The organism is Priestia sp. MDV22-iso46 (assembly GCF_058629175.1).
In genome coordinates, this window is the sequence record NZ_JBZVWT010000009.1 from 27,554 (window position 1) to 53,855 (window position 26,302).

Sequence of the window (26,302 nt, forward strand, 5' to 3'; positions counted from 1 at the left end):
TGTAAGCTTTTTTTGTTTTATCTATTCATTTGACACATGTTTAATCAGTTTGTGATATAAAACATCGTACGGCTTTTCACTTATTATGAACGACTTTCCGCCTTAACTTCTAAATTCATACGTTCTTCAATCAATTTTGTTAATGCTCTTGATCCTTCAGGTACCAAGTGGACACCATCTGATGTAAAGTATTCAGGGTGCTTAGAAGCCTCTGAGTACCAATCTACGAGCGTGACGTGACCAAACTTTTCAGAGGCAGCTTTCAAGTTCTTGTTCACCGTGCTTTCCCACGAACGAGGAACGCGCGTATTCACTAAGTAAACGTCCGCGTGTGAAAAAGCTTTTACCAGTTGTTCAAGTTCTTCATTTGTAAAATAGCCGTTTGTTCCTAACTCAATAATCACTGCGCTGTTCGGATTATTAAATGCTTGATAGCTAGGAGTTAGCTGCAGTGCTTCATTGAGCTGCCTTCCTACTTTTCCGTCAATCGTAATACTAAGCGGCATCTCTTTAAGATTTGGAGCAATATCCAGCATGACCGAGTCTCCAATCGCAAGAACATCTCTGTAAGAATTCGGCTGCTGTTTTTCTTTGGCATCAGATTTTTCTTCCGCGTTCTCTGCTTTTTTATCATCCGCTTTGTTCTTGTCTTTGACAGAAGTTGAAGCATTTTCTTTATGATTCGTTTGAATTTTAACCTCTGTCTCTTTTGCTGTCGTTTCATCCTTTTGCTGCGTACTAATAGCAAAGCTTGTCATATCCGCTGTAAACAGCGCCAAAAAGAAAATGAGACTGCCCAAAACCGCTTGTCTCGAACGAGAGAGATTACGCCATTTAAAAAGCTCTCTCGGATGGTAGTGCCGGAAATAATAGCGAAAGCCGCGTGTGCGGATAGGCACTTCGATGTAACGGTAAGAAAGTTCAGCAATGATAAATGTAAGGCCTACTTGTAACAGCGCATGCCAATAGACCGGGCGGCCAATCTCGGATACAGGTGTTGTAAGAACAATAACCGGATAATGCCACAAATAGATACCGTATGATCTAGTACCAAGCCAGCGAAGCGGTTTAAACGACAGAGCTTTTCCTAAAAAACTACTAGGATGACTAATCGTTGCAACCAGTACAGCAGCGTTTAAACAAATCAGCAGCATTCCACCTTGATAAAGAAAAGATGCATGAGTATACTCATCAACGCTCCATACGCAGAGAATAAATATAAAGAAACTCACTATACTTACCGCGTTTAATACTTGCTTGCCTACGGCTGGAAGATTTTTTGATGACAAACGATACATCGGCCAGACAAATGCAAGTAAACAGCCGATTAAAAGGGCAAACAGCCGAGTATCGGTTCCATAATAAATGCGGCTAGGATCTCCTCCTGGCTCATATAAAAAAGACATTAGAATAGCTGAGGCCATTACTCCAGCTAAAATGAATAGAGAAAGAATTCCTCTCTTTTTGATAAATTTTAAACCCAACAATAAAACAAGTGGCCACACAATATAAAACTGCTCTTCAATAGCAAGTGACCATAAGTTCTTTAATGGTGACGGTGACCCAAAACTATCAAAATATGAAACTTTATGAAAAATAAACCACCAGTTACTCATATAAAAAATAGACGATAATGCATCGCCTCGTAGCGTTGTTAACAATGGTCGGTTAAATAAAATAACCCAAGCTGCAGTTAATACTACCATCACATACACAGCTGGAAGAAGTCTTCTCGTTCGGCTGATCCAAAAATGCTTCAAATTTTTCAAAGGATTTTCCCAAGATTGCACCAGTAAAATCGAGGTAATTAAATACCCTGATAATACAAAGAAAACGTCAACTCCTAGAAATCCTCCAGATGCCCATCCAAATCCTAAGTGATATGCAATGACAGACATAACAGCGAAAGCTCGAAGTCCATCCAAACTATATATATACCTATTTTTCTTTTCCTTTGCACTCATAAAAATGCCTCCAAGCAATATGTACAACAAATTTCTTTCCCAATCAACATTAAGAATATTACGTAATTGTTACATTTTTGTTACAAAAATCATTATATACAATATTATTACTTTCTTCAATATATCACTTACTTAAAATCAAAGAATAAGCAAAAAGAAACAAATTCATTATCTATCTTATTCATAAATTACTAATTTAGTAGTAGTCATATCGATTCTATCTGCGCAGTACTAAAGCCTAACATCTTTCTTTCACCTTACCCGTTTCAGAAATAGAAAAACTTCACACAATTGGTGAAGTTTCTAAGGTGTCTTTAGCATATCTACGTGGGGAAGCCCTTCATCTGAATAAATATCGGAAATAGGTCTAAAACCAAACGATTCATAAAATGTTTGAAGTCTGCTTTGAGCTTGAATTTTAATTATCTTCTCGTGCAACTCATTTTCTAAAAAATCAATTCCTCTTGCTACTAGCTCTCTTCCGAGACCTGTACCGCGCTGTGCTTGTTTCACAATAATGCGCCCCAGAGAAGCCTCCCGATAGCTAATTCCTTTTGGTAAAACTCTAAGGTATGCGATAATTTTCTCATTCTCTTTTTTGAACAAGTGATAAGCAAGTTTGTCTTTTCCATCTACTTCTAAGTAAGCACACTTCTGTTCGACAACAAAAATAGCGGTGCGAACCTGTAGAATTTCATAAAGCTCATCGTTTGTCAGCTCTTGAAATGATTTTATGCACCAAGTCATGATCCGCTCACCTTTTCTTATTGTTCTTTTTCAATTAAATTCAGCGTACGTTCAAGCCAATTGATATAGCTTGTCTCCCGGTCTTGAGCGCGAGAAAGCACCAAATAATGACCAAATTGAGGAGACGAAACGGTAATGTGATGATTAACTTGTTCCAAAAGGTCATCCATTCGTTTCTTTAAAAAAGTTAGCTTCACTTTCCTGCTTGAGAGTTGATTATCTATTTGTTGCTTTAACTCTTCTATTGACATAGATGAGGCAAAATAAGCTTTTAACATAAATTCATCTTTAGTTGTTTCAGGAATAGGATCAATTGTAGTGAGCCACTTGCTTAACTCGGCCCTTCCTTCTTCCGTTATCGAATACATCTTTTTTTCTAATTTCTTGCCTTGAATCACGGTTTCATAGCGAATAAATCCCTCTTCTGTTAATCGCTTTAACTCGGGATAAATCTGGCTGTGCTTAGCACTCCAAAAATTACCGACCTCTTCTTTAAAAAGTCTGGTAATGTCATACCCGCTGAGCTCCTTCTGATCTAAGAGCCCTAATATTGCATATTTTAATACTCTCATTCTGTTCCTCCACATTATTTCTTCCATCAGTATAGCATATAAACATTTCATTTACATGTTTGCCAAAACATGTTTGCGTATACTTTTTATTTATCTTTTTTCTATTATTTTCTCTTTACAGATTAATTTAAATTTTTGAAAAGTTACCTCCACAATCAATGGTTTTCATGATAGTATAATGATATTCTTTCTGACATCAGTCATTAGCCATTTTGTATGATGAGTGTTCGAACTAATTTGAGGAGGAATTAATGTGATTACGTTAAACAGAGCTTATAATTTTAATGCAGGTCCGTCTGCGCTTCCCCTACCTGTCTTACAACTTGCTCAAGAGGAGCTAGTTAATTTTAAAAATACGGGTATGTCTGTGATGGAATTATCACATCGCAGCAAAGAGTTTGAAGATGTATTAACACATGCTAAAGAAACACTCACGGAATTGCTTAATATTCCAGATACACATGAAATTTTATTCCTGCAGGGCGGAGCAAGCCTGCAATTCTCTATGATTCCAATGAACTTCTTAGCTCCCGATCAAGTCGGTGCATATGTACTAACTGGATCATGGTCAGAAAAAGCATTAAAAGAAGCAAAGAAACTTGGAAAAACAGCAGTGGTTGCTTCTACTAAAGAAGAGAACTACCGCTCTATTCCAGCTTTAGATGATGTAAAGCTTCCAAAAGAAGAGATTGGGTACTTGCATATCACGTCCAACAATACCATTTTTGGTACACAATGGGCTGACTATCCTTCTATTGAAGGAGTAGACTTAATTGCCGACATGTCAAGCGACATTCTTTGCCGTCAAATTGATGTATCTAAGTTCTCACTCATTTATGCTGGTGCTCAGAAAAACCTCGGACCATCTGGTGTCACGGTTGTCATTTTGAAGAAAGAATTGCTTAAACGTATTCCTGAAGGTTTACCAACAATGCTGAATTATGAGACACACGTAAAGAGCAACTCTCTTTACAACACTCCTCCAACGTTTGGCATTTATATGCTTTCACTTGTTTTAGATTGGATTAAAGAACAAGGCGGCGTTAAAGCAATTGAAGCCCAAAATCATAAAAAAGCTAAGTTACTCTATACAAGCATGGAACGTTCAAATGGTTTCTATACCCCTCACGCTACAGAGGAAAGCCGATCAATTATGAACGTAACGTTTACTTTACCAACCGATGAGTTAACGACTGCGTTTTTACAGCAAGCAAAAGAAAAAGGCTTCGTAGGATTAGCTGGACACCGTTCAATCGGCGGATGCCGCGCTTCTATTTACAATGCTGTACCGCTTGAAGCGTGTGAAGCTCTTGCCGTCTTTATGGATGAATTTGCACAGGCAAACGTATAATTGGCAGAATCAGCTGATTCTTTTTTCACATAAATATGTTATAATCAGTATGTAAATATATGCAATGGGCATAGACGCACTATTGGTATATTTCGAGCTTAGCTTAGAAGAGGAGAGATGAGAAATGAATACAAAAGTTTTAGTTTCTTTAGCGTTATTAGTCGGAATTGGAGCGGTTCTCCACACGGTGGTACCTCCTATTTTATTTGGAATGAAGCCAGATATGATGTTAACAATGATGTTTTTGGCAATCCTGTTGTTTCCTAGCGTAAAAAATGTTGGGTTAGTTGCCCTAACAACAGCAGCTATTTCTGCTTTAACAACAAGCTTTCCTGGCGGACAAATTGCAAACTTAGTTGATAAACCAATTACAGCATTTGTTTTCTTTGCATTATTTATGCTTGTGAAAAAAGAAACAGGCATTAAAACACCAGTTGCCGCTGCTTTAACAGCTGTTGGCACACTCGTATCAGGAACCGTATTCTTGTCAGCTGCCGCGCTAATCGTCGGCTTACCGGGCGGAAACAGCGTCATGGCGCTTGTTGCTGCGGTTGTATTACCTGCAACAGTAGTAAATACAATCGTTATGGTCGTTATTTATCCAATTGTTCAATCCGTTCTAAAACGCACAAGCATCAAAGCAAAATTATCGTAACGTCAAGAGCCTGATTTAATTAAGAATCAGGCTCTTTTTTTACACCAAAAGCTAAGGCCCGCCAAAGCGTGGCGGACCTTTAGATAAAACGGTTCATTTATAGTATGTTGCTGATCTTTTAGAGACAGCCTAAAGTTCGACTCTTAACTTTTTGTTTAAAAAGAAATGGTACAGGATGCTTTTCACTTAAATTTCATTTGCAGCTCATACAATAGGTATGAAGACTTACTATGTAATAAAGGTTTAAGTTCCCCATCCTAGGTTACATAATAAAGTATAAGCGCCAATAAAAAACTCGCAAAAGCCACTGTCGCACATGTAAGAGACTTTTGTTTCAGCACATGTTTAGGTGGATATGATGCCGTTCTAGTCGTAAGGCTAAACCATTTAAAGGCAGCCAGAAAAAAACTCAGGCTAATCATCAAAAGAATGAATAAAGCTACCCCATGTTGATAACCTCCTTCTTTTGTATAAATCTATGCTATTTTTTTATGATTATGTCAGAAGGAAGTGTTAGCAATTACTTTACTATATAGGAGGAAATAAATAATGAGCAGAATGAAAAAACTAGCAGCTGGAGCAGCAATCGGAAGCACCGTAGCCGCTATTACAACGCTTCTTGTTACTCCATATTCAGGACGAGAACTTAAACAGCGTGTCAGCTCTCGAAAAGACCGAGTTAACGCTTCACAACAAGAGCTCTCAACAAAAATAAAAGCTGTTTCTCAACAAGTACAAATGACCGCCAGAGAAGGAAATACTATAGTGAAAAATATCGCAAGTGACCTTTCTACTACCCTTGGTCAGTTTAAAGAAGAAATTGTCCCTCATAAGGAATCCCTTCAGCATCATTTGAAAGAAATCCAAAATTCTTTGTCAAACCTAGAGGAACATGTACAGACAACTAAAAATCCCAATGAAAAAATTGACAAAAAAGAAGGTTAGAACGCCTTCTTTTTTAATTTTTTAAAATTTTGTAAATTTATATCTTTATAATTTTTTATTTTATTGGCATAATAGAAGATAAATAAAAAAAGAGACTAAGTAGGTGGGAGAAGATGAAAAAGACTAGTGATCAAGATTACAGTTTGAAAGAAGCACTTCTATTTAGCCAACGCATTGCCCAATTAAGTAAAGCCCTTTGGAAAACCGTAGAGAAGGATTGGCAGCAATGGATTAAGCCTTATGACCTTAATATTAACGAGCATCATATTTTATGGATTTCATATCATTTAAACGGGGCTTCCATTTCCGAAATTGCCAAGTTTGGAGTTATGCATGTTTCTACTGCATTTAACTTCTCCAAAAAACTAGAAGAACGAGGTTTACTTGAGTTTTCTAAAAAAGAAAGCGACAAGCGAAATACGTACATTCAGCTGACAGATAAAGGCGAGGCCATTTTATTAGATTTAATGGAACATTACGAACCTTCTAATAATTCAGTGTTCAGCGGTGCACTTCCGTTGCGCGACTTGTACGGCAAATTCCCTGAGTTTATGGAACTAATGACCGTCATCCGCAAAATTTACGGTGAAGATTTTATGGATATCTTCGAGCGATCTTTCCATCATATCGAAGAAGAATTCACTGAAGAAGATGGCAAGCTTGTCAAGAAAGATAAAGAGAACCACCAGGAGACTATTTCAAACTCTTAATGGTTAGTCCCTTATCCATTGAATAATTTCAAAAAATTCATTCATCACATCTTGATAAGAAGGTTGATAACGAAGCGATTCGACCGTCTCTCTAGGATTTAATTTATAATTCAGCATGCCAACAAATTGTGTAAGAAGCGGAACAAAGTCTGTTAGACCTTCCGCTTTTTGCTCAATATATTCGTTTTTTGTATCTTCACACAGAATTAAAATTTCCTCTACTTCCTTCTTTGTAAGCTGATTTCTTACCACTAAATCAATAAATGGTTTAGCTTCTTGTTCAGATGTCCCAGATAACAGTTTTATGTAATATTCTAAACGTGATACTCGAGATTCTAAAGTTTCCATCCGCTTCCCCTACTCCTTCAACGTTCATATACCTCTACTCCATATTGTACATGATTCATTCATGTTCTTCCAAATAATTCTTTCTTCGTCATTCACATTTCCTGTTTGAGTAGCACCTTATAAAGATTTTCATATACTGATTATGTACTCACTGCATATATTAATATAAATCCCTCTGTCCTTTTTAACAATCCTTTTGCACAATGGCTAATTGTTACTCATTTCTTATCCATTCACTTTGCTATTTCGTTTAAAACCTATTTCTCAACTTCTTAACTACCCTTTATAAAATAAAAACCGCATTTCTGTGTAAATACCTTTTGAAATTCTTTGCTCAACTGTATATATAACTATCTATTTTACCGCTTTTTTGGTAATGTTAATATAGATATTTGTAAATTCATACAAAGCTGTACTATATAAATGACTATAAGACTTTTTGTCTTCGTCACACTGATTTTGTTAGGGGGATTTTTATGTACATATTCTTTATTGTATTTGCACTATTCATTTTATTCTACATCAATGCACTAACAAATACATTGTGTATTCAAAAAGAAATTCCAGCTGAAAAACAGCCTAAAGTTTTTCGTACGATTAATGTATTAATTACCATTTTATTAGTTTCATCTTATATTGAAGTATCATTTACATAAAAAACGGTGAGATGTCTCACCGCTTTTTTATAGGCTTAGCAAAAACAGCTAGCTCCGATGATAACTAATAAGATGAATAATACGACTAATAGCGCAAATCCACTGCCGTATCCGCATCCGTAAGAACCCATATCTATCGCCCCTTTCCTTTTATATTCATCTGTTTCCTAGTGGTAACATGCACAACCAACAATGACTAATAAGATAAACAGTACAACTAATAGTGCAAAACCGCCTCCATGTCCGCATCCGCTCATTTGAGCACCCCCTTTGTTTACTAATACTGCATCTTATGCATCAGCTCAAAAAACGTCTAGGCTTTTAGCCCAAACTCCATAATTTATTTCTCTTGCTTCTCGTTTGGAGATTACTCTGTGAGTTTGTCCACCATTTTGAAAACGCTTTATAAAAAAGCTATCATAAGCGTATAATCACTCCATGCTTAGTGGAAAATAAATGTAAATTTACGTGGTTTTAACTTCATTTGCTAACATCAGGAAATGTGATATAGTAAATCTTGAGTCAAGCTACATAAGTAAAAATGATGAGTAGGAGTGTTTACGTATGAAAAAAAGCTTAGTTGCACTAACAACGGCAGCCAGTCTCGTTGCTTTATCAGCATGCAGTGGGGGAAATGATGCTTCAAATGCAAACGATTCTTCAAAAGTAATTGTAGAAACAAAAGCAGGCAATATCGCTCAAGGTGATTTGTATAAGCAAATGAAAGATACAATCGGACAAGACCAATTTAATACACTCGTACGAAGCGTTACCGAAGAAAAAGTATTGAGTAAAAAATATAAAGTAACGGATAAAGAGCTTGATCAGCAGCTGAACATTCTAAGAGAACAATACGGTGATCAGGTGGATTCAGTTATTAAGCAAAAAGGCGAAAAAGAAGTCAAAGATATGCTAAAAGTTGATATTCTCCGTGAAAAAGCTGCTACAGCAGGCATTAAAGTATCGGACAAAGAACTGAAAAAAGCCTATGATGAGTATAAAGCTCAAAAACCTCAAATTCGCGCAAGTCATATTTTAGTAAAAGACGAGAAAACAGCAAACGAAGTGGAAGCGAAAATCAAAAAAGGCGAGGACTTTGCTAGTCTGGCAAAAGAATATTCAACGGATCAGCAGTCTGCCGCTAACGGCGGGGATTTAGGCTACTTCGGTGAAGGCCAAATGGTTAAAGAATTTGAAGAAGCGGCTTACAAGCTGAAAAAAGGTGAAGTAAGTAAACCAATCAAAACAGAGTACGGCTACCATATCATTAAACTAGTCGATAAAAAGAAAGTAGAATCGTTTGAGAAAAAGAAACCCGAACTTGAGCAGCAAATCAAACGTTCAAAAGTAGATCAAGCAGAAGCAAACAAGAAGATTCAAAAAGAGCTTGATAAAGCAAAAGTAGAAGTGAAAGACAAAAATGTAAAACCAATTTTCGAAGAAGGTGCGACAGATAGTCAATCTGGCGTAGAAACTCCTCAGCAGTAATGCTAAGAGCCTGTCACTCATGTGACAGGCTCTTTTATATAATCAGATGGAATCGCTGTTGCGTCTTTCTTTTTCCACTTGCATTCTTTCGATGAAGACTTGTCCCTCTTTTTCAATAAACGAATCATCCACTTGCTTATCATGTTGTGCAGCACGAATCGCCATAAATCCACTAAAGAAAATGCCTGCTACAACTAAATAAATCCAAATTGGTAGTGTCACCATATATTGATCCCCCATCACAGTTATTTACAACCACTATATGCGAAGGAAGAAAGACTTATACCTTTTTAATCAATCGTTGGTTTATAAAATGAGCGATTATCAAGTGCAAAAATACGCTCTGTAAACTCACCGGGCTTCACTTTTGTTAATGCTCGGTCCAGCATATTCATTTTAGCGTCTACATTGTCAATCAAATGAAGCATCTCAGCCTCTTTAATTAACGGCTTTTTCGGACTTCCCCACTCTTCCTTACCGTGATGCGATAATACAAGGTGCTGAAGAAGCATAACCTCTTCTCCTTCGATCGCTAATTCTTCTGCCGCTTTTCCAATTTCATTCACCATAATCGAAATATGGCCAAGCAGGTTCCCTTCGACTGTGTATATCGTCGAAACAGGACCTGAAAGTTCAAATACTTTGCCAAGGTCATGAAGAATAACTCCAGCGTACAGCAAGTCGCGGTTTAAGCTTGGATAAAGGGTTGAAAATGACTCAGCCAGCTTCAGCATAGACACCACATGGTAGGCAAGTCCCGATACAAACTCATGGTGATTTTTAGTTGCTGCCGGATATTCTAGAAATTCCGTTTGATATTTTTTAAACAAATGGCGAGTAATGCGCTGGACATTCGAATTTTTCATTTCGAATATACTCTTTGTAATATGTTCGACCATTTCTTCTTGAGATAAAGGCGCCACTTCTAAAAAGTCAGATGTGCGCACTCCGTCCTGCGGCTGTGCAGGACGAATGTTGCGTATTTTCAGCTGGTTGCGCCCGCGGTAATTCATTACTTCTCCAGCAGCTCGCACAATCTTTTGAGCAGCATAATTTTCCTCGTCATCTGGGGAAGCATCCCACAGCTTGGCTTCAATATCACCTGTTTTATCCTGCAGGATTACCGTTAAAAATGGCTTTCCATTGCTTGCAATTCCTCTCGTTGAGGATTTAATTAAAAAATAAAGATCAACTTGCTCTCCTACTTCGTATTGAGCAATTCCTTTTGTCATGATCTTTTCCTCCTTACTACTTCATTCTATGTATTTGATAGCAAAGCTCTTATCGCTTCGTCCGCTTATTTACAGCTCTTTACATTTCATTTTACCATCGCTTGGCACCGAATGCACGGGGTAGACGCTTTTTCATACAAGATGAGATTGCGACATAACAAAATCAATGCAATCTAAAGACGAACAAATTGGATAAAGGAGCTGAACTGCTTGAGACACCGCTGTTGATTTCCGTGCAAGACTTCGCTTTCCGCGGGAGGGTACTGAGCCTCCTCGTCGCTTCCGCTCCTGCGGGGGTCTCACCTATTCCGCTTTTCCCGCAGGAGTCTTCGTCTTGCTCTCCAATACACAGCTAGAAGCAGCCACATATATGAAAACTATGGTCACCATAGCAATAAAAAAATCCGAACGAGTTGGATTCTCCATCAAGAATCTAGGTTGTTCGTTCGGATCTTCCTTCAACTAAACTACTTTTGTCTCAGCCTCTCACTTCTTTATGTTTCTTTTTTCGTTAGCTGCAGCGCCTTTTTAATATCTTTAAAAGAGGTAGATTGCCCATACATAAGGACTCCTCCCTTATACACACGGGCACCAAATATAGCTAAAGCAGTAATCGTCACAACTAAAATCCCTATCGATACACTCACTTCCCATACAGGAACATTTAACATACCTACACGCAAAAACATAATCATCGGAGCAAAAAACGGGATAAAAGATGTGACCGTAATGATTGTGGTTTCAGGATCACCAAGTCCAAACATAGCAATTAAAAAAGCGGCCACAATCACAAGGGTCATAGGCGTAATCATTTGCTGTACATCTTCAATACGGCTCACAAGAGAACCTAAAAAAGCCGCGAGCGTAGCAAAAAGGAAGTACCCCAATATGAAAAAGACAAATGCATACACGAATGTAGTCAGCGGAACATCATTAAATCCGAGATAAGAAAAGATACCGTTATGATTTGTTTCCACACTGGCTTTTAACGATGTGTAGCCCACGCTCAGTATCACTGCAAGCTGCGTTAAGCTGAGCAGTGCAATTCCAATGATTTTAGCAAACATTTGTGTAATAGGTGATACGCTCGATACAAGGATCTCCATAACGCGGGATGATTTTTCAGTAGCTACTTCCATCGCAATCATGCTCCCATACATGATAACGGCAAAATAAATAACAAACAGCAGCACATACACAAGACCTCTTGCTTGATTTAGCTCTTGTTCTGTTTTGGCATTTTCAACTAACGCTTTCTTTTTAAATGAAACAGGGCTGTAAAGCTGATCAATTTGCTTTTCTTCTAAACCGATTTTCACTGTAGCCATAGCCACTTTTGTTTGCTGTACCGCCTGTTCTAAGGTAGAAGAAAGGTTTGATTCGGCCAAAGAGTTAGCTTTGTACACAGCTTGAGGCAGCTGCTTATCGTTTAAAGATAAAAGTAAATAGCTATCGAGCTCCCCGCTTTCTACCGCTTGTTTTGCCTTAGACTCAGACGTAAATTCTTTTAAATGAATGTCTTTATCCATGACATTTACATTTTGTTTGAACAAAGTATATACGCTTTCCACGTCATAGATGACACCCACATTTGTTCCATTATCGTCTGAATTAAAAACGTCGATAATTTTTTCCATATTTGTAAGAGCAACTAGAATAAGAGCAGTAATAATCGTCGTAATAATAAAAGATTTTGTTTTTAATTTATTAAGATATGTATGAAAGACAATGACCCAAAATTTATTCATAGGAAGCACCTACCTTTTCAATGAAAATATCATTTAATGAAGGCTCTTCCACTGCGAATTTAGATACAAATGAAAAGTGTTTAAGTTCTTGAAAAATGAGTTGTGATACGGATTCATGTTGAATTTGAATAATCATGCCTTCAACCGTTTTTTTCACCTTTACAACGCCTTCAAGCTCTGTAATTCTCTCAAACGGACCTTTTCCGTGTACAATGACGTTTTTCTTTCCAAATGAACGTTTAATCTCCGGGAGCCTTCCGTACACTACAGGCGTGCCATGATGCATAATACATAAATATTCACAAAGTTCTTCCACATGTTCCATTCGATGACTTGAAAAAACAATCGTCGTTCCGCGTTTTTTCAAATCAAGCACCGCTTCTTTTAATACCTCTACGTTTACAGGATCTAAGCCGCTAAAAGGTTCGTCTAAAATAAGCAGCTCGGGTCGATGAATAACGGAGGCAATAAATTGAATTTTTTGCTGATTCCCTTTGGATAGCTCTTCTACTTTTTTGGAAGCATATTGAGGAATATTAAATCGAGACAACCAGTGTTCCATTTCTTGCAGCACGTTCGCTTTTTTCATTCCGCGCAACCGTCCAAGATATACAAGCTGATCTTTGACTTTTAATTTCGGATACAGTCCCCTTTCTTCTGGAAGGTAGCCAACTAGATGACTTCTACTGTAAGTTAAAGATTTATCATTCCATTGGATGTGACCTGAGGTTGGTTCAATGAGCCCTAAAATCATTCGAAACGTCGTCGTTTTGCCAGCACCGTTTGCACCTAAAAAACCAAACACTTCACCTTTTGGAATTTGCAAGGATAGCTCGTTTACAGCTGTAAATTCACCGTACCTTTTTGAAACTTCACGGATAGAAAGAGACATTTAATTCCTCCTTTGTAAATAAACCTACGTTTATTGTATGGAAAAAAATGATATCTGTAAACCTTAGCAGGATTTAGAGGAATAGGACGAGAAATATGTTGAATACGCTTACAATTATACTATAAGAGGAGAGTAGATTTTATGAGTACTTACACATTAACCGCTTTTGAAAAGACTGGAGAAAAATTAATAGATGAAAGTTTTGAAGCAGCTTCTGAGACAGAAGCAAAGACTATCGGCACCAAGAAGTTAGAAGAGCTTTCCTATTTAGAAAAAACGCATCGATGCGTTAGCTCTAGCGGAAAACTTGTATTGTTTCATCGTTAATACAAAACGCCGGAAAGTTTTAGCTTTCCGGCGTTTTATATTACTTTACAGCTTCTTTTAGTTCTTTACCAGCTTTAAATGCCGGTACTTTTGATGCTGGAATTTGCATTTCTTCACCCGTTTGAGGGTTACGGCCTGTACGAGCAGCACGCTCGCGTACTTCAAATGTACCGAAGCCGATTAACTGAATTTTTTCACCTTCACCTAGCGTTGATGAAATTGTTTCTAGTAATGCATCAACTGCTTTAGATGCATCTGCTTTTGTTAACTCTGATTTTGTTGCCACTGCGTTTACTAAATCTGTTTTGTTCATTTCCAATCACCTCATTAGTTTCTACATTATCTTGTGTTACCACTGTTTTGCAACTTTTAAACATGCTCTATCAATATGATAGACAAAAATATTGGCTTTTAAACTAGTTCACTTAATTTTCGGAAATATCTTTTTCACTTTGATTAAAAACAGGCGCTCGCTTTTCCAGAAACGCACGTACACCTTCCTTATGATCCGAACTTTGGCTCATAGCAAACTGACTTCTTTTCTCAAGCGCAAGCACTTGCTTTAATTGTGAAACAGATGTCTCCACATAAATTCGCTTTGTTTCCTTCAAAGCACGTGAAGGTTTTTTTAGCCAATATGAGAGATAATCTTCTACATGCTTCGCCAAATCTCCTTCTTTTATTTCATCAATTATGCCAAATTGATGAGCTTCCTCTGCTTTTAATGTCTTTCCTTCCCAAATTAGCTGTTTTGCACGATGAGCACCGATGCGCTTTTCTAGTAAAAAGTGACCGCCTCCGTCTGGAATTAGAGCAATGCCGATAAAGTTCATGGCAATTTTTGTGTGTCTTTCTGCAATAATATAATCAGAAGCAAGCGCGATGCTCAGCCCTAGTCCTGCTGCCGCACCGTGCAGTACACTTATCGTCATTTGAGGGAGGCTGTATAAAGTCAGCACGGCTTCATTAATCAAATCCATTACCTGCTCAAAACGTTCTGATTGTGAAGGTGACATCATCATATTAATATCTCCGCCTGCTGAAAATACTTTTCCGTTTCCTTTTACTATTAAAAAGTCGGCTTCACTTTCTTCGACAACTTTTAAACATTGAATAAACTGCTCTAGCACTTCTTCGTTTAATGCATTTAACGCATCCGGCCTGTTAAACGAAATTGTGGCGATACGCTCTTGCAAAACTAGTTCTACTACTTTTAATTCGACGGTCATCTTACTCACCCTTTCTGATAATGATTGAGGACTTGTTCACGAAGCGTACGTTTTAAGAACTTTCCTACCGTTGTCTTCGGGATCTCATCCATAAATAAAATGTCATCTGGAAGCCACCATTTCGCGAACTGCAGCGCTAAAAATTCCAGCAGCTCTTCTGACGAAACGATGCCTTTGTATGCATCTTTTAACACGACACAAGCAATTGGACGCTCTTGCCACATCTTATGAGGGACTGCTATGACACAGGCTTCGAAAACAGCTTCATGGGCAATAAGCGCGTTTTCTAGATCAACCGATGAAATCCATTCTCCTCCGCTTTTAATTAAATCTTTTGTTCGGTCTACGATTTTGATCGTTCCCTCTTCGTCAACCGTCACAATATCTCCGGTATACAGCCAGCCGTCTTTAAACGTATCTTCTGTTCTTTTATCCTTGTAATATTCAGAAGCTACCCATGGGCCCTTTAGTAATAGCTCACCCATTTCCACTCCATCCCAAGCAATTTCTCCATTTTGACCTATTACTTTCATTTCAACGCCAGGAACTAAGAAACCTTGCTTCGCTTTTACGTTGAGCTGATACTCAAAGTCTTCGCTGTACTGATAGCTTTTTAAACGGGAGACGGTCACCACAGGGCTTGTTTCCGTCATTCCGTATGCATGCATAAATTCAATTTGATATTTTTCCTGAAATTCTCGAATGACGCTTTTTGGGGCCGCTGATCCGCCACATAAAATAGCTCGCAAACTATCGACTGCGTAAGGCCTTTTTTCTATCTCTTGTAAAAAGTTTAACCAAACGGTAGGTACTGCTGCAGCCAGAGTTACTTTCTCTTGTTCAATCAGAGAAGCAATCGTCTCTGAAGTACAAAAAGCACCCGGCAGCACGAGCTTTGTTCCAAACCAAACGGCAGCAAAAGGAATTCCCCATGCGTTCACGTGAAACATTGGAACGATAGGCATAGCGGTATCTGCTTCTGATAATCCAGCACTATCAGCAAGCCCTAGCGCCATACAGTGCAGATAAATAGCTCGATGAGAATATACAACGCCCTTTGGCTCTCCTGTAGTAGCAGAGGTATAACAAAGGCCTGCTGGTTCTTCTTCGTTTAAATCTTGAACAAAGGAATGCGATGCATGCCCTTGCTGAATCCAATTTTCGTAATGATAAACTGGCAAGTCTGTTTCTGGCAGCTTATCTTCATCTGACATAATGATATAGGCTTCAACATGTGGAAGCTTTTGATGAATGCTTTCGAATAAAGGTAAAAAGCATTCATCAAGTAAAATGACTTTATCGCGTGCATGGTTAATGATGTATACAATTTGCTCAGAATCTAACCGGATATTAATTGTGTGAAGAACAGCGCCTATTCCCGGCACAGCAAAATAAGCTTCTAGATGTTTATGATGATTCCATGCAAACGTTCCGACTCTTTCTCCTCGCTTCACTCCAATTCGTTCTAGCATACTAGAGAGCTGCCGAGTCCGTTTTATTAACTGATTATAAGTTAAACGCTGAATTCCTTTTGAAGATTTAGAAACCACTTCTTTTTTACCAAACAGCTTTTCAGCTCTTTCCATCATAGATGGTACGGTTAACTGTACATTCATCATTAAGCGGCACCTCGCATCGCCATAATAAGAAAACGCTTACAACTTTTTTATATATTCAACAGATTCCGACATTTCCCTGCTGAAAATAAAAAAAGATCACTAAAAAGTGACCTTTTTATGTCCTAAACAATTCATCTAAAATCTTGAGTTTCTCTTGGGTGTAGTGCTCGAATCCATCGTTGTACGATTTTGGGTCTTTTGGATTCGCAAACCTTGTAATAATGCCTGTTTCTGGATGCACGAACTTACTGGATGCCCCGCATCCCAGACCAATAATCGTCTGCTTTTCTTCCATGATCATAATATTGTACAGGCTCTCTTGACCAGGGAATGAATATCCAACGTTCTCTAAATTACCTAAAATATTTTTTTGGCGATATAAATAATAAGGTTCATACCCTTGTTCTTGAGTCCACTCAGTCGCTAAATCCATCATTTTACCAATTTCATAGCGATCTGCCACTTTGTATTTCCGTTTATTTTGAGTCATTTCAGACGCGCGTTTAAACGATAGCGTATGAACAGTTAAAGATTCAGGAAGCAATTTTTTAGATTCGTCTAGCGTATGCTGAAATTCTTCTACACCTTCATTTGGAAGACCAATAATTAAATCCATGTTAATGTTATTCATCCCCATTTTTCGAGAAAGATGAAATTTATCAATAGTTTCTTCAACCGTATGATGACGTCCAATAGCTTTTAAGGTTTCTTGAATATAAGACTGCGGATTTACACTAATCCGGTCAATATTCCATTTGTTCAAAACAGCTAGCTTTTCTTCCGTAATCGTATCGGGTCTTCCTGCTTCTACCGTAATTTCACGGATATTTTGTACATCCGGGAACGATTCATACATCTCTTCATACAGCATATCCATTTCTTCAGCGGTAATGCTCGTTGGTGTGCCTCCGCCATAATAGACGGTTGTAATCTTGACGTTATTGTCTTTTAGCCATTTTCCTACTTCACGCATCTCATAATGCAAGCCGCCTAAAAATGACGTAACGGATCCTTGACGTCCGTTAATCGCATAGGCTGGGAATGTACAGTATGCACACTTCGTCGGACAAAACGGAATGCCTATATAAATGCTTACCTCGTTCTTTAACTCATGTAAATCGGGAATAGCTGCTAGTTGACGATCCACAATATGCTGCATTAAATTAATTTTGTCATCGGTGATTAAATATTCTTCCTTTAGCTCACGATGCGCTTGTTCTTTACTTTTGCCTGACTGCAGTTTCATATGAAGCAGCTTCGTCGGACGTATACCAGTTAAAATACCCCATTTTTGAACAATGCTTGTATACTCCTGTAGTACAGATAAGTAGACGCGAAGCACCACATTTTTTATTTGCTTAAATTTTTCTTTTTCTGTTTCATACGGCGTAAACGATTTAGCAAGCTCTTCTGTAAACACCTTGTCCGTTTCAGCGTCATGCAGCACTGCTTTCGCATAAATTTCTTCATGAACTTTTAGCTCTACTTCGACCTTCAGCTGAGCTTCGTTATCATCCTCAAAGGAGACGTTGCTTTCTTCAAAAAACAAATCTGAAATTCGGTGAAGCGGACGTAAAAAACGCTCATCTTCTATACCTTTTATATAAATGTTCAATATAATCACCTTTCAAATCAATTCTATCTAAGTAATCAGTTTACAAAACCTACGTATGTCCGGTCAAGGTGCTCAGCTCAAGGGAATGCGCAGACAGGAAACAAACGGAAAAAGAGATTGAGCCATAACTACATTAATTCAATCTAAAGACGAACAAATGAGACACATGAGCTGAACCGCTTGTTACACTTTGTTGATTTCCGTGCAAGGTTTTGCTTTCCGCGAGCGGCCGATGAGCCTTCTCGTCGCTTGCGCTTTTCCCGCAGAAGCCTTCGCCTTGCCCTCCAATCAACAGCTAGAAGCACCTACATATATGAAACCTACGTTCACCCTACCAATAAAAAAACCCGAACGAATTGGATTCTCTATCAAGAATCTCGATTCATCGTTCGGATCTTCCTTCGGCTAAACTGCTTTTGTTCTAGCCTCTTTTTTCCTTTATTTATTTTAAACGAAAGCTGTCAATTTGATGAAGATAACCAAGGCGCTGCTGCTTTCTAAATAATTCTTTCACCATATAGGCTACACCATTTTCATTATTAGAACGAGTAACCCAATCCGCAAGCATTTTTAATTCTGTTGGTGAATTGCCCATGGCCACACCCATTCCTGCATGTTCAATCGTTTCTAAATCATCATAGCAATTTCCAATTGCTACTACGTCTTCCATTGGTATCCCTAGACGATTTGCTACATAACGAACGCCGGCAGCTTTTGTGGCTCCTTTTGGCGTAATATAACATCTATTTTCATTTGGATACGAAAACCATTCAATATCCGGAACTGCACTAGCAATTGTTTGCTCGGCGTATTCTTTTTCTCTACGATCTGCAAAATACACTTCTATTTTTGGCGTAGAAACAGGTTCATCACGAAGCGTATCTCCTAATGAATCTACGAACTGCACGGGATAAAAGAGCGGTTCTCCCGTTTTTAACACGCTTTTAGCTACAATATTATTGGGAAGCTTTACACGATTTCCAATTGAAAACCTTTCATGTAAAATGCGGACATGACAATTAAAATTTTCAAAAAGCTGAATGAGATTAAATGTTTTTTCCTCGCTAATTCTCTTATCTAGTATCGGTTTGTCTATCGATGTTCCGATAAAGGCACCGCTATGAGTAATTAGCATTGCTGGATGAACTTTAAGTGACCGAGCAATTTTTTTAGCAGACGGAAAATGCCTGTTTGTTACTAACGTAACGTAAACCCCTTTATTTTTCACGAATTGAATTGCGTCTTTCGTTTCTTTTGTAACGCGCCCTTGGCTATTTAAAATGGTTCCATCAATATTCAACGCTAGCAATCGATAAGCCATATGAGAACCCCTTCTTTCATAGATGTCTAATCCGTTAGGATACGGTTATAAATGACCTTTTCATGATAGTCGGCATGTGTAGCCTTGTTACTAAGCTTATGAGCAGAACTGCACAATTAGAAGGAATTTCCGCATAAAAAAAGAGGAAAAGATTTCTCTTTTCCTCTATCCTCTATCTCTTATTCAGCCGCACCGTAAAGTTCTTCAAGTGGCTTCATGATAATTTTGTTTAATTCACCAATTACCATGCTCATACGCTGCTCAGCTTCCATTAGCTTCGCGATATTTTGATCTTGTTGAACGATTGCAACTGTTTGTTGAGCTTGCTGAACTTCTTCTTCAGTGATTTCTTGGCCCATCATTTGCTTTTGTTGCAGCTCCATTTGCATTGTACGGAAACGCTCAAATAATTGTTTTGAACCTTGATCAGCGTTTACTGCTGCATATAAGTTTTTTAAGTTTGTGTAATCGTCGCTTTGACGAATTGCTTTTTCTAAATCATTTGCTACATCATGTAAGTTTACAGACACGTTAAGTTCCTCCTAATTAAGTTCTATAATTTCTTGACTTCCCTAACTATAACAAATTATTATATAAAATTCAGCTTAAGACCTTTATTTTCTCAGAAACCGATAAATTCTCTTCACAGATTGGGCTAATTCCTCATAGTATATATCAGCATTCGCCTACTAAAGGAAAGAAAAAGAGGATTCGTTTATGAATACTTTTACCATTTCTCTAAAACCACTAGAGAACCATATGAGCAGCGACATTTACATTAGTTCTGCTCTGTTCTCCCGTGTGAAGTGCAAGCACGAGTTTACGTTAACAGTAGGCTCCATCACGAAAAAAGTCGAAGCCACCGTTTTTCAGCATCGAGAATGCTGTTTCATGATGTCAGAAGCTCTATTTACAGACTTTCGCTTTCCCTATGAAACGCATCAGCTGAGAGGCATTTATGAAGAGAACACGTTTAGGTTGGGACCCGTAATTAGCATCGTAACAGAAGTTCGAGAAGATGAAGAACTCTTTGGCTCCATTTCTGTATTTTGTAAGGAATTTGTTCAAGCTTGCAAGGAGTTAGGGTGTTTTTGCTATGTGAGCAAATTAAGCGACGTGAAGTCATTATCCCCTAAAGGATATGTTTATCGCGCTGATCGATGGGTTTATTCAGAAGTTCCCTTTCCTGGAATCGTACACAATCGGATTCATGCCAGGAAAACGGAGCAAACCGCTGATTTTCAAACCTTTAAAACATTTTTAAAAGAACATGACGTTCCTTTCTTTAACGCACGCTACTTAAATAAATGGACGGTTTTTCAACAGCTTAAAGACGTCGTATACTTGCTTCCATATTTGCCAAAAACGTATCAGCTTCGTTCACGTCAAGATCTTCTTGACGCTTTGGAACTTCATGACGATGTTTTTTTGAAGCCTGTTCATGGTAGCCAAGGAAAAAACATTTTTAAAATTTCCAAAAAAGAGAAATATATTTTAGACTATACAACGTTTACGCAGACGTATGAAAAAGAATATGAATCTCTTTATGACTTATTTGAAACGCTTTATAGTCAATTAAAAAGGCAAGGATTCCTCATCCAAGAAGGAATTTCACTGCAGACATACAAACAGTGCCCTTTTGATTTTCGCATTCTCTGTCATAAAAAAGACGACTTGACGTGGAAAATCACGTCCATTGTCACACGTGTATCAAAACCCGGCAATTTCGTCTCAAATCTTGCCCGTGGAGGAGATATTCATCCTCCTCAGCAAGTGTTAACTCAGCTCTATGATTCAAAAACTACGCGCCATATCCTTTCACTTTTAAAAGAGATTGCCATTGAAATTTGCACGCAGCTTTCTCATCCGTCTGAACTTTATGCAGAATTCGGTATTGATTTAGCGATTGACCAAGAAGGAAAGCCTTGGATTATTGAAGTAAATGTTAAACCTTCCAAACAATCCGATTCAAGCGCTTTCTCCGTCCGTCCATCAACAAAAGCACTGCTTGATTATTGTCTGCATGCAACGAATTTTCAATTTCCCAAGGAGGATTTACGATGATTTCATTAGGCTTTTTAACGATTCACCCACAGCAAGAAGTGGAGTACGTGACCGAAATTGCTAAACATGCTTCTGAGTTTTCGATTGAAATATACCGTTTTACTCCTTTTAACATTCATCCTAACACCGAAAATATTGAAGGCTTCCGCTACGATTTACAACAAAAGAAATGGATAGAAGATTCCTTCTTACTTCCTTCGTTTATTTACGATCGCTGCTTTTATCGAAAAGACTCTCTGTCTAAAAAGGCTCGCCCTATTGTAAACTGGCTTAAACAGCGGGAAGATGTTACATTTTTAGGCCATGGATTACCCAATAAGCTAGATGTCTATGAAGTAATTAAAAAAGATAGCTATTTATCTTCATATATTCCTCCTACCACTCCAATCGAAAGTGTAGAGCAACTTGTTCAGCTGCTTCGAACAAACGATAGCCTAATGATTAAACCTGCCAACGGCTCACAAGGTAAAGGGATTGTGAAATTAAGACAGCGCGGACGTGAAATTGAAGCTTCTTATCAACAAAATGACATTGTAAACACCATTCTATTTTCCTCTTTTCAGGAGTTTAAGAACTGGTTTACGAAAACGACCCGTGATGTACTGTATATTGCTCAGCCCCATATTTCATTTTTCCCTTATGAACGCACTCCTTTTGATATAAGACTGCTATTACAAAAAGGAAGCGATGGTGCTTGGAAAGAAATTGGAAGAGGAATTAGACAAGGTGAACGGGACTCCATCGTAACAAATGTAAGTTCAGGAGCATCTATTGTACCCTTTGAGAACTTGCTGCCTCGCATCCCTCGCGTTCATCGTCAATATGTAATGGATGAAATCAACACCATTTGTAAAACGATTCCGTCCGTACTGGAAAATCACTTTCCTTCTCTTTTTGAATTAGGTATTGATTTATGTATCTCGAGAGACTTCAGCATCTGGATTCTAGATCTAAATTCGAAACCGGGAAGAAAAATAGTAATGGAGACAGCACCTGAACAAAAAGAAGTCATGTATAAAAATATCCTGTCTTACTGCGTCTATTTAGCTAACACACTATCGTATCGTAAGGAGTAATGCTATGAAAAAAACTCTCACTCGCCTTGTTATAGTAGAGCAGCTAGGCTGCGATCTTTCTGTTCCTGCATCTCTTTACAAAGACTCCTTGAAACAAGCAGCTTTTGGAACAATGACAGCTCCATGCCTTATACAATCTTCAGAACGTGAAGAAATTCAGATTTCAGCTGAGCTAATGACAAAACTTCAAATTCCTTTCGCCCATATGATGCAACCTATTATTGTGAATGAGACCATTCACTTAGGACCTTTAATCGGTGTGTTATCCGCTGGTTTTACTGGTTCTCTGCTGCGGCCAATTGGAAAGCGTTCCCTTCACTTAGCTAAACTTCTTTCTACTGCAAGTATAACAGGGGGACTGCCTTTTATTTTTGGAACTCATCATATCAACTGGGAAACCGGGACCATAAACGGCTATTTTTATGAAGAAAGCGGCTGGACACAGCATGAAATCCCGCTTCCTAACGTTGTATATAATCGTTTGCCAAATCGAAAAACAGAGGGGTTAGCTCCTTTTAAGTTCATTAAAGAAAAGATGATGACTGATTACGGCATTCCATTTTTTAATCCTGATTTTTTCAACAAGTGGGAAATTCATGAGCTTTTAAAACTGAACGAGCAGACAGCCTATTTGTTACCTTACACAGTTGAAAGTCCTTCGTGTGAGCAAATAAAAAAACTTCTGCTTCTTCATCAAACCGTTTATTTAAAACCGAAAAACGGAAGCTTAGGCCGGGGCATTTATACCCTATCTTTTAAGGATTCCCTGTACACGCTGACTTATAAAGGAGAAAAAGGTCTTCATGTTCGAGAAAAAGAAACCTTAGAGGATCTATTATCAGAATTTGAATATTTACTTACTAATCCTTCCTACATTGCTCAGCAAGGTATTTCATTAATCAAAAAAGAAAAGCGCTGTGTAGACTTTCGCGTGCATACGAATAAAGACGGGAATAACCAATGGGTGCTTACTGCTTTAGCTGCTAAAGTAGCCGGTCCCAACAGCATCACTACGCATCTTGATTACGGCGGAGAAATTGAAGCTACAGCCAAAATATTCACCAACCCTTCTTACAAGAAAGAAATTGAAAATAAGCTAAAAGATGCCGCTATCTCAATTAGTCATGTGCTTGAACAGGAGTTGAACGGATTAATTGGAGAGCTTGGATTCGATTTTGGAGTGGATTATCAAGGAAATGTATGGCTGTTTGAAGCTAACTCTAAGCCCGGTCGCTCTATTTTTTCACACCCTGCCTTACGAAAAGCAGATCAACAAACTAGAAAACTTTCTCTAGAATATGCGATTTACTTATCTGGATACTATCTAAATACACCTGAAGGCATCAGCATATGATTACAATTTACTATCACAAAGAAAAGCAGCAGTGGTTTCATCATAACCCTTCAGCATCTTACACATGGGGAGTTCAAGAAATTGAACTTCCCTTTACTCAAAACATTTCTTCTACTCAAGCTTTTCTTCGTTTAAAAGGAGAAAAAGTCGGTCCTATTGTGGGAGTTTTAACGAACAAAGCTGTTTTGGAAAAACTGAATGTAAAACAGCGCCCTTTATTAGAACTCTTACATCATACCCTGCAAGAAAAAGGCGGGCTTCTTGCTTTATTCGCTGAAGAAACAATGTCTCATCACTTCTTTGAAGGGTATTGCTTTGACAGTGCAAAAAAGCAGTGGATCAAAACAACTTTGCCGCTGCCAAACGTTATATATAATCGTTATCCAGGAAGAAAATCAGAAACCAAGAAGCTGACATCTTTACATCAAAAAATTAAAGGCAAGCACATCCCATTTTTTAATTCCGCTTTTTTTTCAAAATGGAAAGTATATCAATTATTTTCAAAGGATCCACTACTATCTTCTCACCTTCCTAAAACCTATCGTTTAACACCAGAAATTGATATTGCTAAGCTTCTGCAAAAACACTCTTCCCTTTACTTTAAGCCTATTAACAGCAGTAAAGGTGCTGGAATTTTTCGATTATCTTCCCATAAGCATACGATTATTTACCAAGATCATAAACGCAAAGAAGAATTTTCTTCTTTAAAAGCAATTGACCTTCCCAGGTCTGCTTATCTCATTCAAGAAGCGATTGAGACGCAACCATTCAAAGACAGGCGCTATGACTTACGTATTTTAGCGCATCACAAAGATAGCCGATATGTTATTAGCGGCGTCGGTATTCGACATAGTCCCTATCAATCCATTACAACACATACTTTAAACGGCGGAAGCATTTCACCTTTTCAAGATCTTGAAGATGAAGTAGATACTTCCTTTCTTTCGTCTTTTGTAAATACGTGCGGGCAAGTCCTTCAAAAGTCCTTCCCTCTAGTTGAAGAATTTTCTCTTGATATGGCAAAGTCAGCTCAAGGGCAGTATTATTTGTTTGAAGTGAATGCAAAACCGATGATTTTTGATGAAACAGATATTCAAACGCAAGGTGCTAAACACATATGCAACATATTTTACAAATTAACAAAATTTTTAGATTAAATGATTTTTCATCTCCTTTTCTCATGGTAAGCTTATAATAACTAATTGAGAAAGGAGATTTTCTTTATGGTTTCACACTTTCAGGTTAAGCCACTGTATCAAAATAATCGAATGCCAGGCTGGCACATCTCGTTTTATATGAATCGGGTTTATTATGAGGCTGATTATTTAAAAGATGGACAAATTGTATGGAAAACTGCGCTTTCTAATCAAATAGATGAAACACAATTACTTGATTATATTCATGAGCTTATGCTTTTTCACGTTTATGAATAGTAAGCTTTCACCGAAGGGAACGAGCACAGATGAAACAGCTGCACACACTATTTGGGGATAAAATGATTAAGGCTAAAATCCCTTCTCAATTTGAACGTTACAAATGGTTTTCATGTGATGAAGGCTTCATTGGAATTGAACACACGGCTTTATCTCAAAAAGAGCAGGCGTTACTTTCTGCTTTTTTAACTCCTTATGATGAGAAAGTTTCTTTACTGACGCCAGAGCAATTGTATTGGTCAAACCTGTTATTTGAAGCACCTGAAAAAGTCATTCACTCTCATCATACGCACCATTCTTTTCGCTTCACCCAGTTTTTAATTAAACGTTTGTTTGAACAAAAAATAGAGTTTGAAAATGCGCTTCATGCCTTGTATTCTACCTCTGTTACTGTGCTGTGGATTGATAAACAATCAGGTATCGTTATCGAAACCTTTGATGATCCTAATGACTTAACTGAAAATTTATCAGATTCTATCGAGGTGCTATGTCATGATTTTGAAACTTCGATTCAGTTCTTTGAAGGACAAATTCACTTTTTTCCGTCTTCACCGCGATTAATTTTTGAGCGTGAAAAGAAATGGTTTTATCAAATTAAGCATACAGTCGAACAAAACCATGTTATCCATTTTACCGACGTTTTACCCCATTTGGTTCTGCAAGAGTCTTCAGGGGCAATCCAAAATCATATGATACATTTACTTGACTTAGTAAAAGATGATGGAGATCTTTTAGAAACGATTAAAGTTTATTTAGAATGTAATTTAAACGTATCTCTTGCTGCTAAGAAATTGTACATGCATCGCAACAGCTTGCAGTATAGAATTGAGAAGTTTATTGATCGCACACACCTTGATATCAAACACTTCACAGGAGCTGTGTCTGCTTACTTAGCCATTCTTGCTTTAAAAAATTCGCAAGATGGAAAATAAAATGAAAGGGTTTTCGTAAATAGT

31 protein-coding genes and 1 pseudogene are annotated in these 26,302 nt (G+C 37.9%); 13 read left to right on the forward strand and 19 right to left on the reverse strand.

Annotated features, from left to right (window positions below):
* Positions 1-83: 83 nt before the first annotated feature.
* The 3 genes from AC4NPH_RS25955 to AC4NPH_RS25965 form a co-directional block, all read right to left on the reverse strand.
* On the reverse strand, positions 84-1,964 hold the full coding sequence (locus AC4NPH_RS25955) for an acyltransferase family protein (RefSeq protein WP_013055319.1): 1,881 nt from the start codon (positions 1,962-1,964) through the stop codon (positions 84-86).
* A gap of 303 nt (positions 1,965-2,267) precedes the next feature.
* Positions 2,268-2,711: a GNAT family N-acetyltransferase gene (locus AC4NPH_RS25960; protein WP_098197350.1), complete on the reverse strand. Its 444-nt coding sequence runs from the start codon at positions 2,709-2,711 to the stop codon at positions 2,268-2,270.
* Positions 2,712-2,728: 17 nt separating this feature from the next.
* The gene (locus AC4NPH_RS25965) at positions 2,729-3,283 is read right to left on the reverse strand and encodes a PadR family transcriptional regulator (RefSeq protein ID WP_025752934.1); all 555 of its coding nucleotides are present in this window, start codon (positions 3,281-3,283) and stop codon (positions 2,729-2,731) included.
* Between the two features lie 253 nt (positions 3,284-3,536).
* Here AC4NPH_RS25965 and serC point away from each other — a divergent pair, with 253 nt between their 5' ends.
* Both serC and AC4NPH_RS25975 read left to right on the forward strand, forming a co-directional pair.
* Entirely contained in the window at positions 3,537-4,634 is a 1,098-nt protein-coding gene (serC, locus tag AC4NPH_RS25970) for a 3-phosphoserine/phosphohydroxythreonine transaminase (protein ID WP_013055316.1), read from the forward strand.
* Between the two features lie 124 nt (positions 4,635-4,758).
* Complete coding sequence (locus tag AC4NPH_RS25975; protein ID WP_098197351.1) at positions 4,759-5,289, forward strand: tryptophan transporter; 531 nt, start codon at positions 4,759-4,761, stop codon at positions 5,287-5,289.
* A 257-nt stretch (positions 5,290-5,546) separates the two neighbouring features.
* Here AC4NPH_RS25975 and yhzF read toward each other — a convergent pair whose 3' ends face one another.
* Positions 5,547-5,765, reverse strand: coding sequence for a membrane protein YhzF (yhzF, locus tag AC4NPH_RS25980; RefSeq protein ID WP_473964686.1), 219 nt, complete (start codon positions 5,763-5,765; stop codon positions 5,547-5,549).
* Positions 5,766-5,838: 73 nt separating this feature from the next.
* Between yhzF and AC4NPH_RS25985 the strand changes: the two genes are divergently transcribed.
* Both AC4NPH_RS25985 and AC4NPH_RS25990 read left to right on the forward strand, forming a co-directional pair.
* Positions 5,839-6,234, forward strand: coding sequence for a YtxH domain-containing protein (locus AC4NPH_RS25985; RefSeq protein ID WP_013055314.1), 396 nt, complete (start codon positions 5,839-5,841; stop codon positions 6,232-6,234).
* A 113-nt stretch (positions 6,235-6,347) separates the two neighbouring features.
* Positions 6,348-6,944: an HTH-type transcriptional regulator Hpr gene (locus tag AC4NPH_RS25990; RefSeq protein WP_014461677.1), complete on the forward strand. Its 597-nt coding sequence runs from the start codon at positions 6,348-6,350 to the stop codon at positions 6,942-6,944.
* A gap of 3 nt (positions 6,945-6,947) precedes the next feature.
* Here the strand turns inward: AC4NPH_RS25990 and AC4NPH_RS25995 are convergent, their stop codons facing one another.
* Complete coding sequence (locus tag AC4NPH_RS25995) at positions 6,948-7,292, reverse strand: DUF1878 family protein (protein ID WP_013055313.1); 345 nt, start codon at positions 7,290-7,292, stop codon at positions 6,948-6,950.
* 476 nt (positions 7,293-7,768) lie between these two features.
* Here AC4NPH_RS25995 and AC4NPH_RS26000 point away from each other — a divergent pair, with 476 nt between their 5' ends.
* Positions 7,769-7,948, forward strand: coding sequence for a hypothetical protein (locus tag AC4NPH_RS26000; protein ID WP_013055312.1), 180 nt, complete (start codon positions 7,769-7,771; stop codon positions 7,946-7,948).
* Between the two features lie 35 nt (positions 7,949-7,983).
* On the opposite strand, the gene AC4NPH_RS26005 is transcribed toward AC4NPH_RS26000, so the two are convergent.
* Together AC4NPH_RS26005 and AC4NPH_RS26010 are read right to left on the reverse strand one after the other, a co-directional pair.
* Positions 7,984-8,079 carry a YjcZ family sporulation protein gene (locus AC4NPH_RS26005; RefSeq protein WP_016762974.1) on the reverse strand — a complete coding sequence of 32 codons (96 nt, stop codon included), beginning with the start codon at positions 8,077-8,079 and terminating at the stop codon, positions 7,984-7,986.
* 36 nt (positions 8,080-8,115) lie between these two features.
* On the reverse strand, positions 8,116-8,205 hold the full coding sequence (locus AC4NPH_RS26010) for a YjcZ family sporulation protein (RefSeq protein WP_078081447.1): 90 nt from the start codon (positions 8,203-8,205) through the stop codon (positions 8,116-8,118).
* A 307-nt stretch (positions 8,206-8,512) separates the two neighbouring features.
* Here AC4NPH_RS26010 and AC4NPH_RS26015 point away from each other — a divergent pair, with 307 nt between their 5' ends.
* Entirely contained in the window at positions 8,513-9,436 is a 924-nt protein-coding gene (locus tag AC4NPH_RS26015) for a peptidylprolyl isomerase (protein ID WP_491939243.1), read from the forward strand.
* A 42-nt stretch (positions 9,437-9,478) separates the two neighbouring features.
* Here the strand turns inward: AC4NPH_RS26015 and AC4NPH_RS26020 are convergent, their stop codons facing one another.
* The 5 genes and pseudogenes from AC4NPH_RS26020 to AC4NPH_RS26040 form a co-directional block, all read right to left on the reverse strand.
* On the reverse strand, positions 9,479-9,661 hold the full coding sequence (locus AC4NPH_RS26020) for a sporulation YhaL family protein (protein WP_013055310.1): 183 nt from the start codon (positions 9,659-9,661) through the stop codon (positions 9,479-9,481).
* Between the two features lie 65 nt (positions 9,662-9,726).
* Positions 9,727-10,668 (reverse strand): 3'-5' exoribonuclease YhaM, encoded by a 942-nt coding sequence (gene yhaM, locus AC4NPH_RS26025; protein ID WP_013055309.1) that lies wholly within the window; start codon positions 10,666-10,668, stop codon positions 9,727-9,729.
* A 132-nt stretch (positions 10,669-10,800) separates the two neighbouring features.
* Positions 10,801-11,014, reverse strand: a pseudogene (locus AC4NPH_RS26030) (hypothetical protein).
* A 148-nt stretch (positions 11,015-11,162) separates the two neighbouring features.
* Positions 11,163-12,416, reverse strand: a complete 1,254-nt coding sequence (locus tag AC4NPH_RS26035; RefSeq protein WP_013055308.1) for an ABC transporter permease — start codon at positions 12,414-12,416, stop codon at positions 11,163-11,165.
* Complete coding sequence (locus AC4NPH_RS26040) at positions 12,409-13,308, reverse strand: ABC transporter ATP-binding protein (protein WP_098197352.1); 900 nt, start codon at positions 13,306-13,308, stop codon at positions 12,409-12,411. Before AC4NPH_RS26040 ends, AC4NPH_RS26035 begins: the two co-directional genes overlap by 8 nt.
* Positions 13,309-13,449: 141 nt before the next feature.
* On the opposite strand from AC4NPH_RS26040, the gene AC4NPH_RS26045 reads away from it, so the two are divergent.
* Positions 13,450-13,635: a YhzD family protein gene (locus tag AC4NPH_RS26045; protein WP_013055306.1), complete on the forward strand. Its 186-nt coding sequence runs from the start codon at positions 13,450-13,452 to the stop codon at positions 13,633-13,635.
* Between the two features lie 40 nt (positions 13,636-13,675).
* Here AC4NPH_RS26045 and AC4NPH_RS26050 read toward each other — a convergent pair whose 3' ends face one another.
* The 7 genes from AC4NPH_RS26050 to AC4NPH_RS26080 all read right to left on the reverse strand — a co-directional run bounded on the left by AC4NPH_RS26050 (position 13,676) and on the right by AC4NPH_RS26080 (position 19,949).
* Complete coding sequence (locus AC4NPH_RS26050) at positions 13,676-13,948, reverse strand: HU family DNA-binding protein (RefSeq protein ID WP_013055305.1); 273 nt, start codon at positions 13,946-13,948, stop codon at positions 13,676-13,678.
* 112 nt (positions 13,949-14,060) lie between these two features.
* Positions 14,061-14,864, reverse strand: a complete 804-nt coding sequence (locus AC4NPH_RS26055; RefSeq protein WP_013055304.1) for an enoyl-CoA hydratase — start codon at positions 14,862-14,864, stop codon at positions 14,061-14,063.
* A 5-nt stretch (positions 14,865-14,869) separates the two neighbouring features.
* Positions 14,870-16,483 carry a long-chain fatty acid--CoA ligase gene (locus AC4NPH_RS26060; RefSeq protein ID WP_013055303.1) on the reverse strand — a complete coding sequence of 538 codons (1,614 nt, stop codon included), beginning with the start codon at positions 16,481-16,483 and terminating at the stop codon, positions 14,870-14,872.
* Positions 16,484-16,598: 115 nt separating this feature from the next.
* Positions 16,599-18,101: a coproporphyrinogen III oxidase gene (locus AC4NPH_RS26065; protein ID WP_176532969.1), complete on the reverse strand. Its 1,503-nt coding sequence runs from the start codon at positions 18,099-18,101 to the stop codon at positions 16,599-16,601.
* Between the two features lie 130 nt (positions 18,102-18,231).
* Entirely contained in the window at positions 18,232-18,390 is a 159-nt protein-coding gene (locus AC4NPH_RS26070) for a hypothetical protein (RefSeq protein ID WP_013055301.1), read from the reverse strand.
* Positions 18,391-18,540: 150 nt separating this feature from the next.
* Complete coding sequence (locus AC4NPH_RS26075; RefSeq protein WP_013055300.1) at positions 18,541-19,419, reverse strand: Cof-type HAD-IIB family hydrolase; 879 nt, start codon at positions 19,417-19,419, stop codon at positions 18,541-18,543.
* Positions 19,420-19,598: 179 nt separating this feature from the next.
* Positions 19,599-19,949: a YlbF/YmcA family competence regulator gene (locus tag AC4NPH_RS26080; protein WP_013055299.1), complete on the reverse strand. Its 351-nt coding sequence runs from the start codon at positions 19,947-19,949 to the stop codon at positions 19,599-19,601.
* 187 nt (positions 19,950-20,136) lie between these two features.
* Here AC4NPH_RS26080 and AC4NPH_RS26085 point away from each other — a divergent pair, with 187 nt between their 5' ends.
* From AC4NPH_RS26085 to AC4NPH_RS26110, 6 genes are all read left to right on the forward strand, one after another.
* Entirely contained in the window at positions 20,137-21,483 is a 1,347-nt protein-coding gene (locus tag AC4NPH_RS26085) for a YheC/YheD family endospore coat-associated protein (RefSeq protein WP_041816495.1), read from the forward strand.
* The gene (locus AC4NPH_RS26090) at positions 21,480-22,559 is read left to right on the forward strand and encodes a YheC/YheD family endospore coat-associated protein (protein ID WP_013055297.1); all 1,080 of its coding nucleotides are present in this window, start codon (positions 21,480-21,482) and stop codon (positions 22,557-22,559) included. Before AC4NPH_RS26085 ends, AC4NPH_RS26090 begins: the two co-directional genes overlap by 4 nt.
* A gap of 4 nt (positions 22,560-22,563) precedes the next feature.
* Positions 22,564-23,913 (forward strand): YheC/YheD family endospore coat-associated protein, encoded by a 1,350-nt coding sequence (locus tag AC4NPH_RS26095; protein WP_013055296.1) that lies wholly within the window; start codon positions 22,564-22,566, stop codon positions 23,911-23,913.
* Positions 23,910-25,070 (forward strand): YheC/YheD family endospore coat-associated protein, encoded by a 1,161-nt coding sequence (locus AC4NPH_RS26100; RefSeq protein WP_098315380.1) that lies wholly within the window; start codon positions 23,910-23,912, stop codon positions 25,068-25,070. Before AC4NPH_RS26095 ends, AC4NPH_RS26100 begins: the two co-directional genes overlap by 4 nt.
* A 66-nt stretch (positions 25,071-25,136) precedes the next feature.
* Positions 25,137-25,346, forward strand: a complete 210-nt coding sequence (locus AC4NPH_RS26105; protein ID WP_098315379.1) for a YheE family protein — start codon at positions 25,137-25,139, stop codon at positions 25,344-25,346.
* 29 nt (positions 25,347-25,375) lie between these two features.
* Complete coding sequence (locus tag AC4NPH_RS26110; RefSeq protein ID WP_013055293.1) at positions 25,376-26,278, forward strand: PucR family transcriptional regulator; 903 nt, start codon at positions 25,376-25,378, stop codon at positions 26,276-26,278.
* The last annotated feature ends 24 nt before the right edge of the window (positions 26,279-26,302 follow it).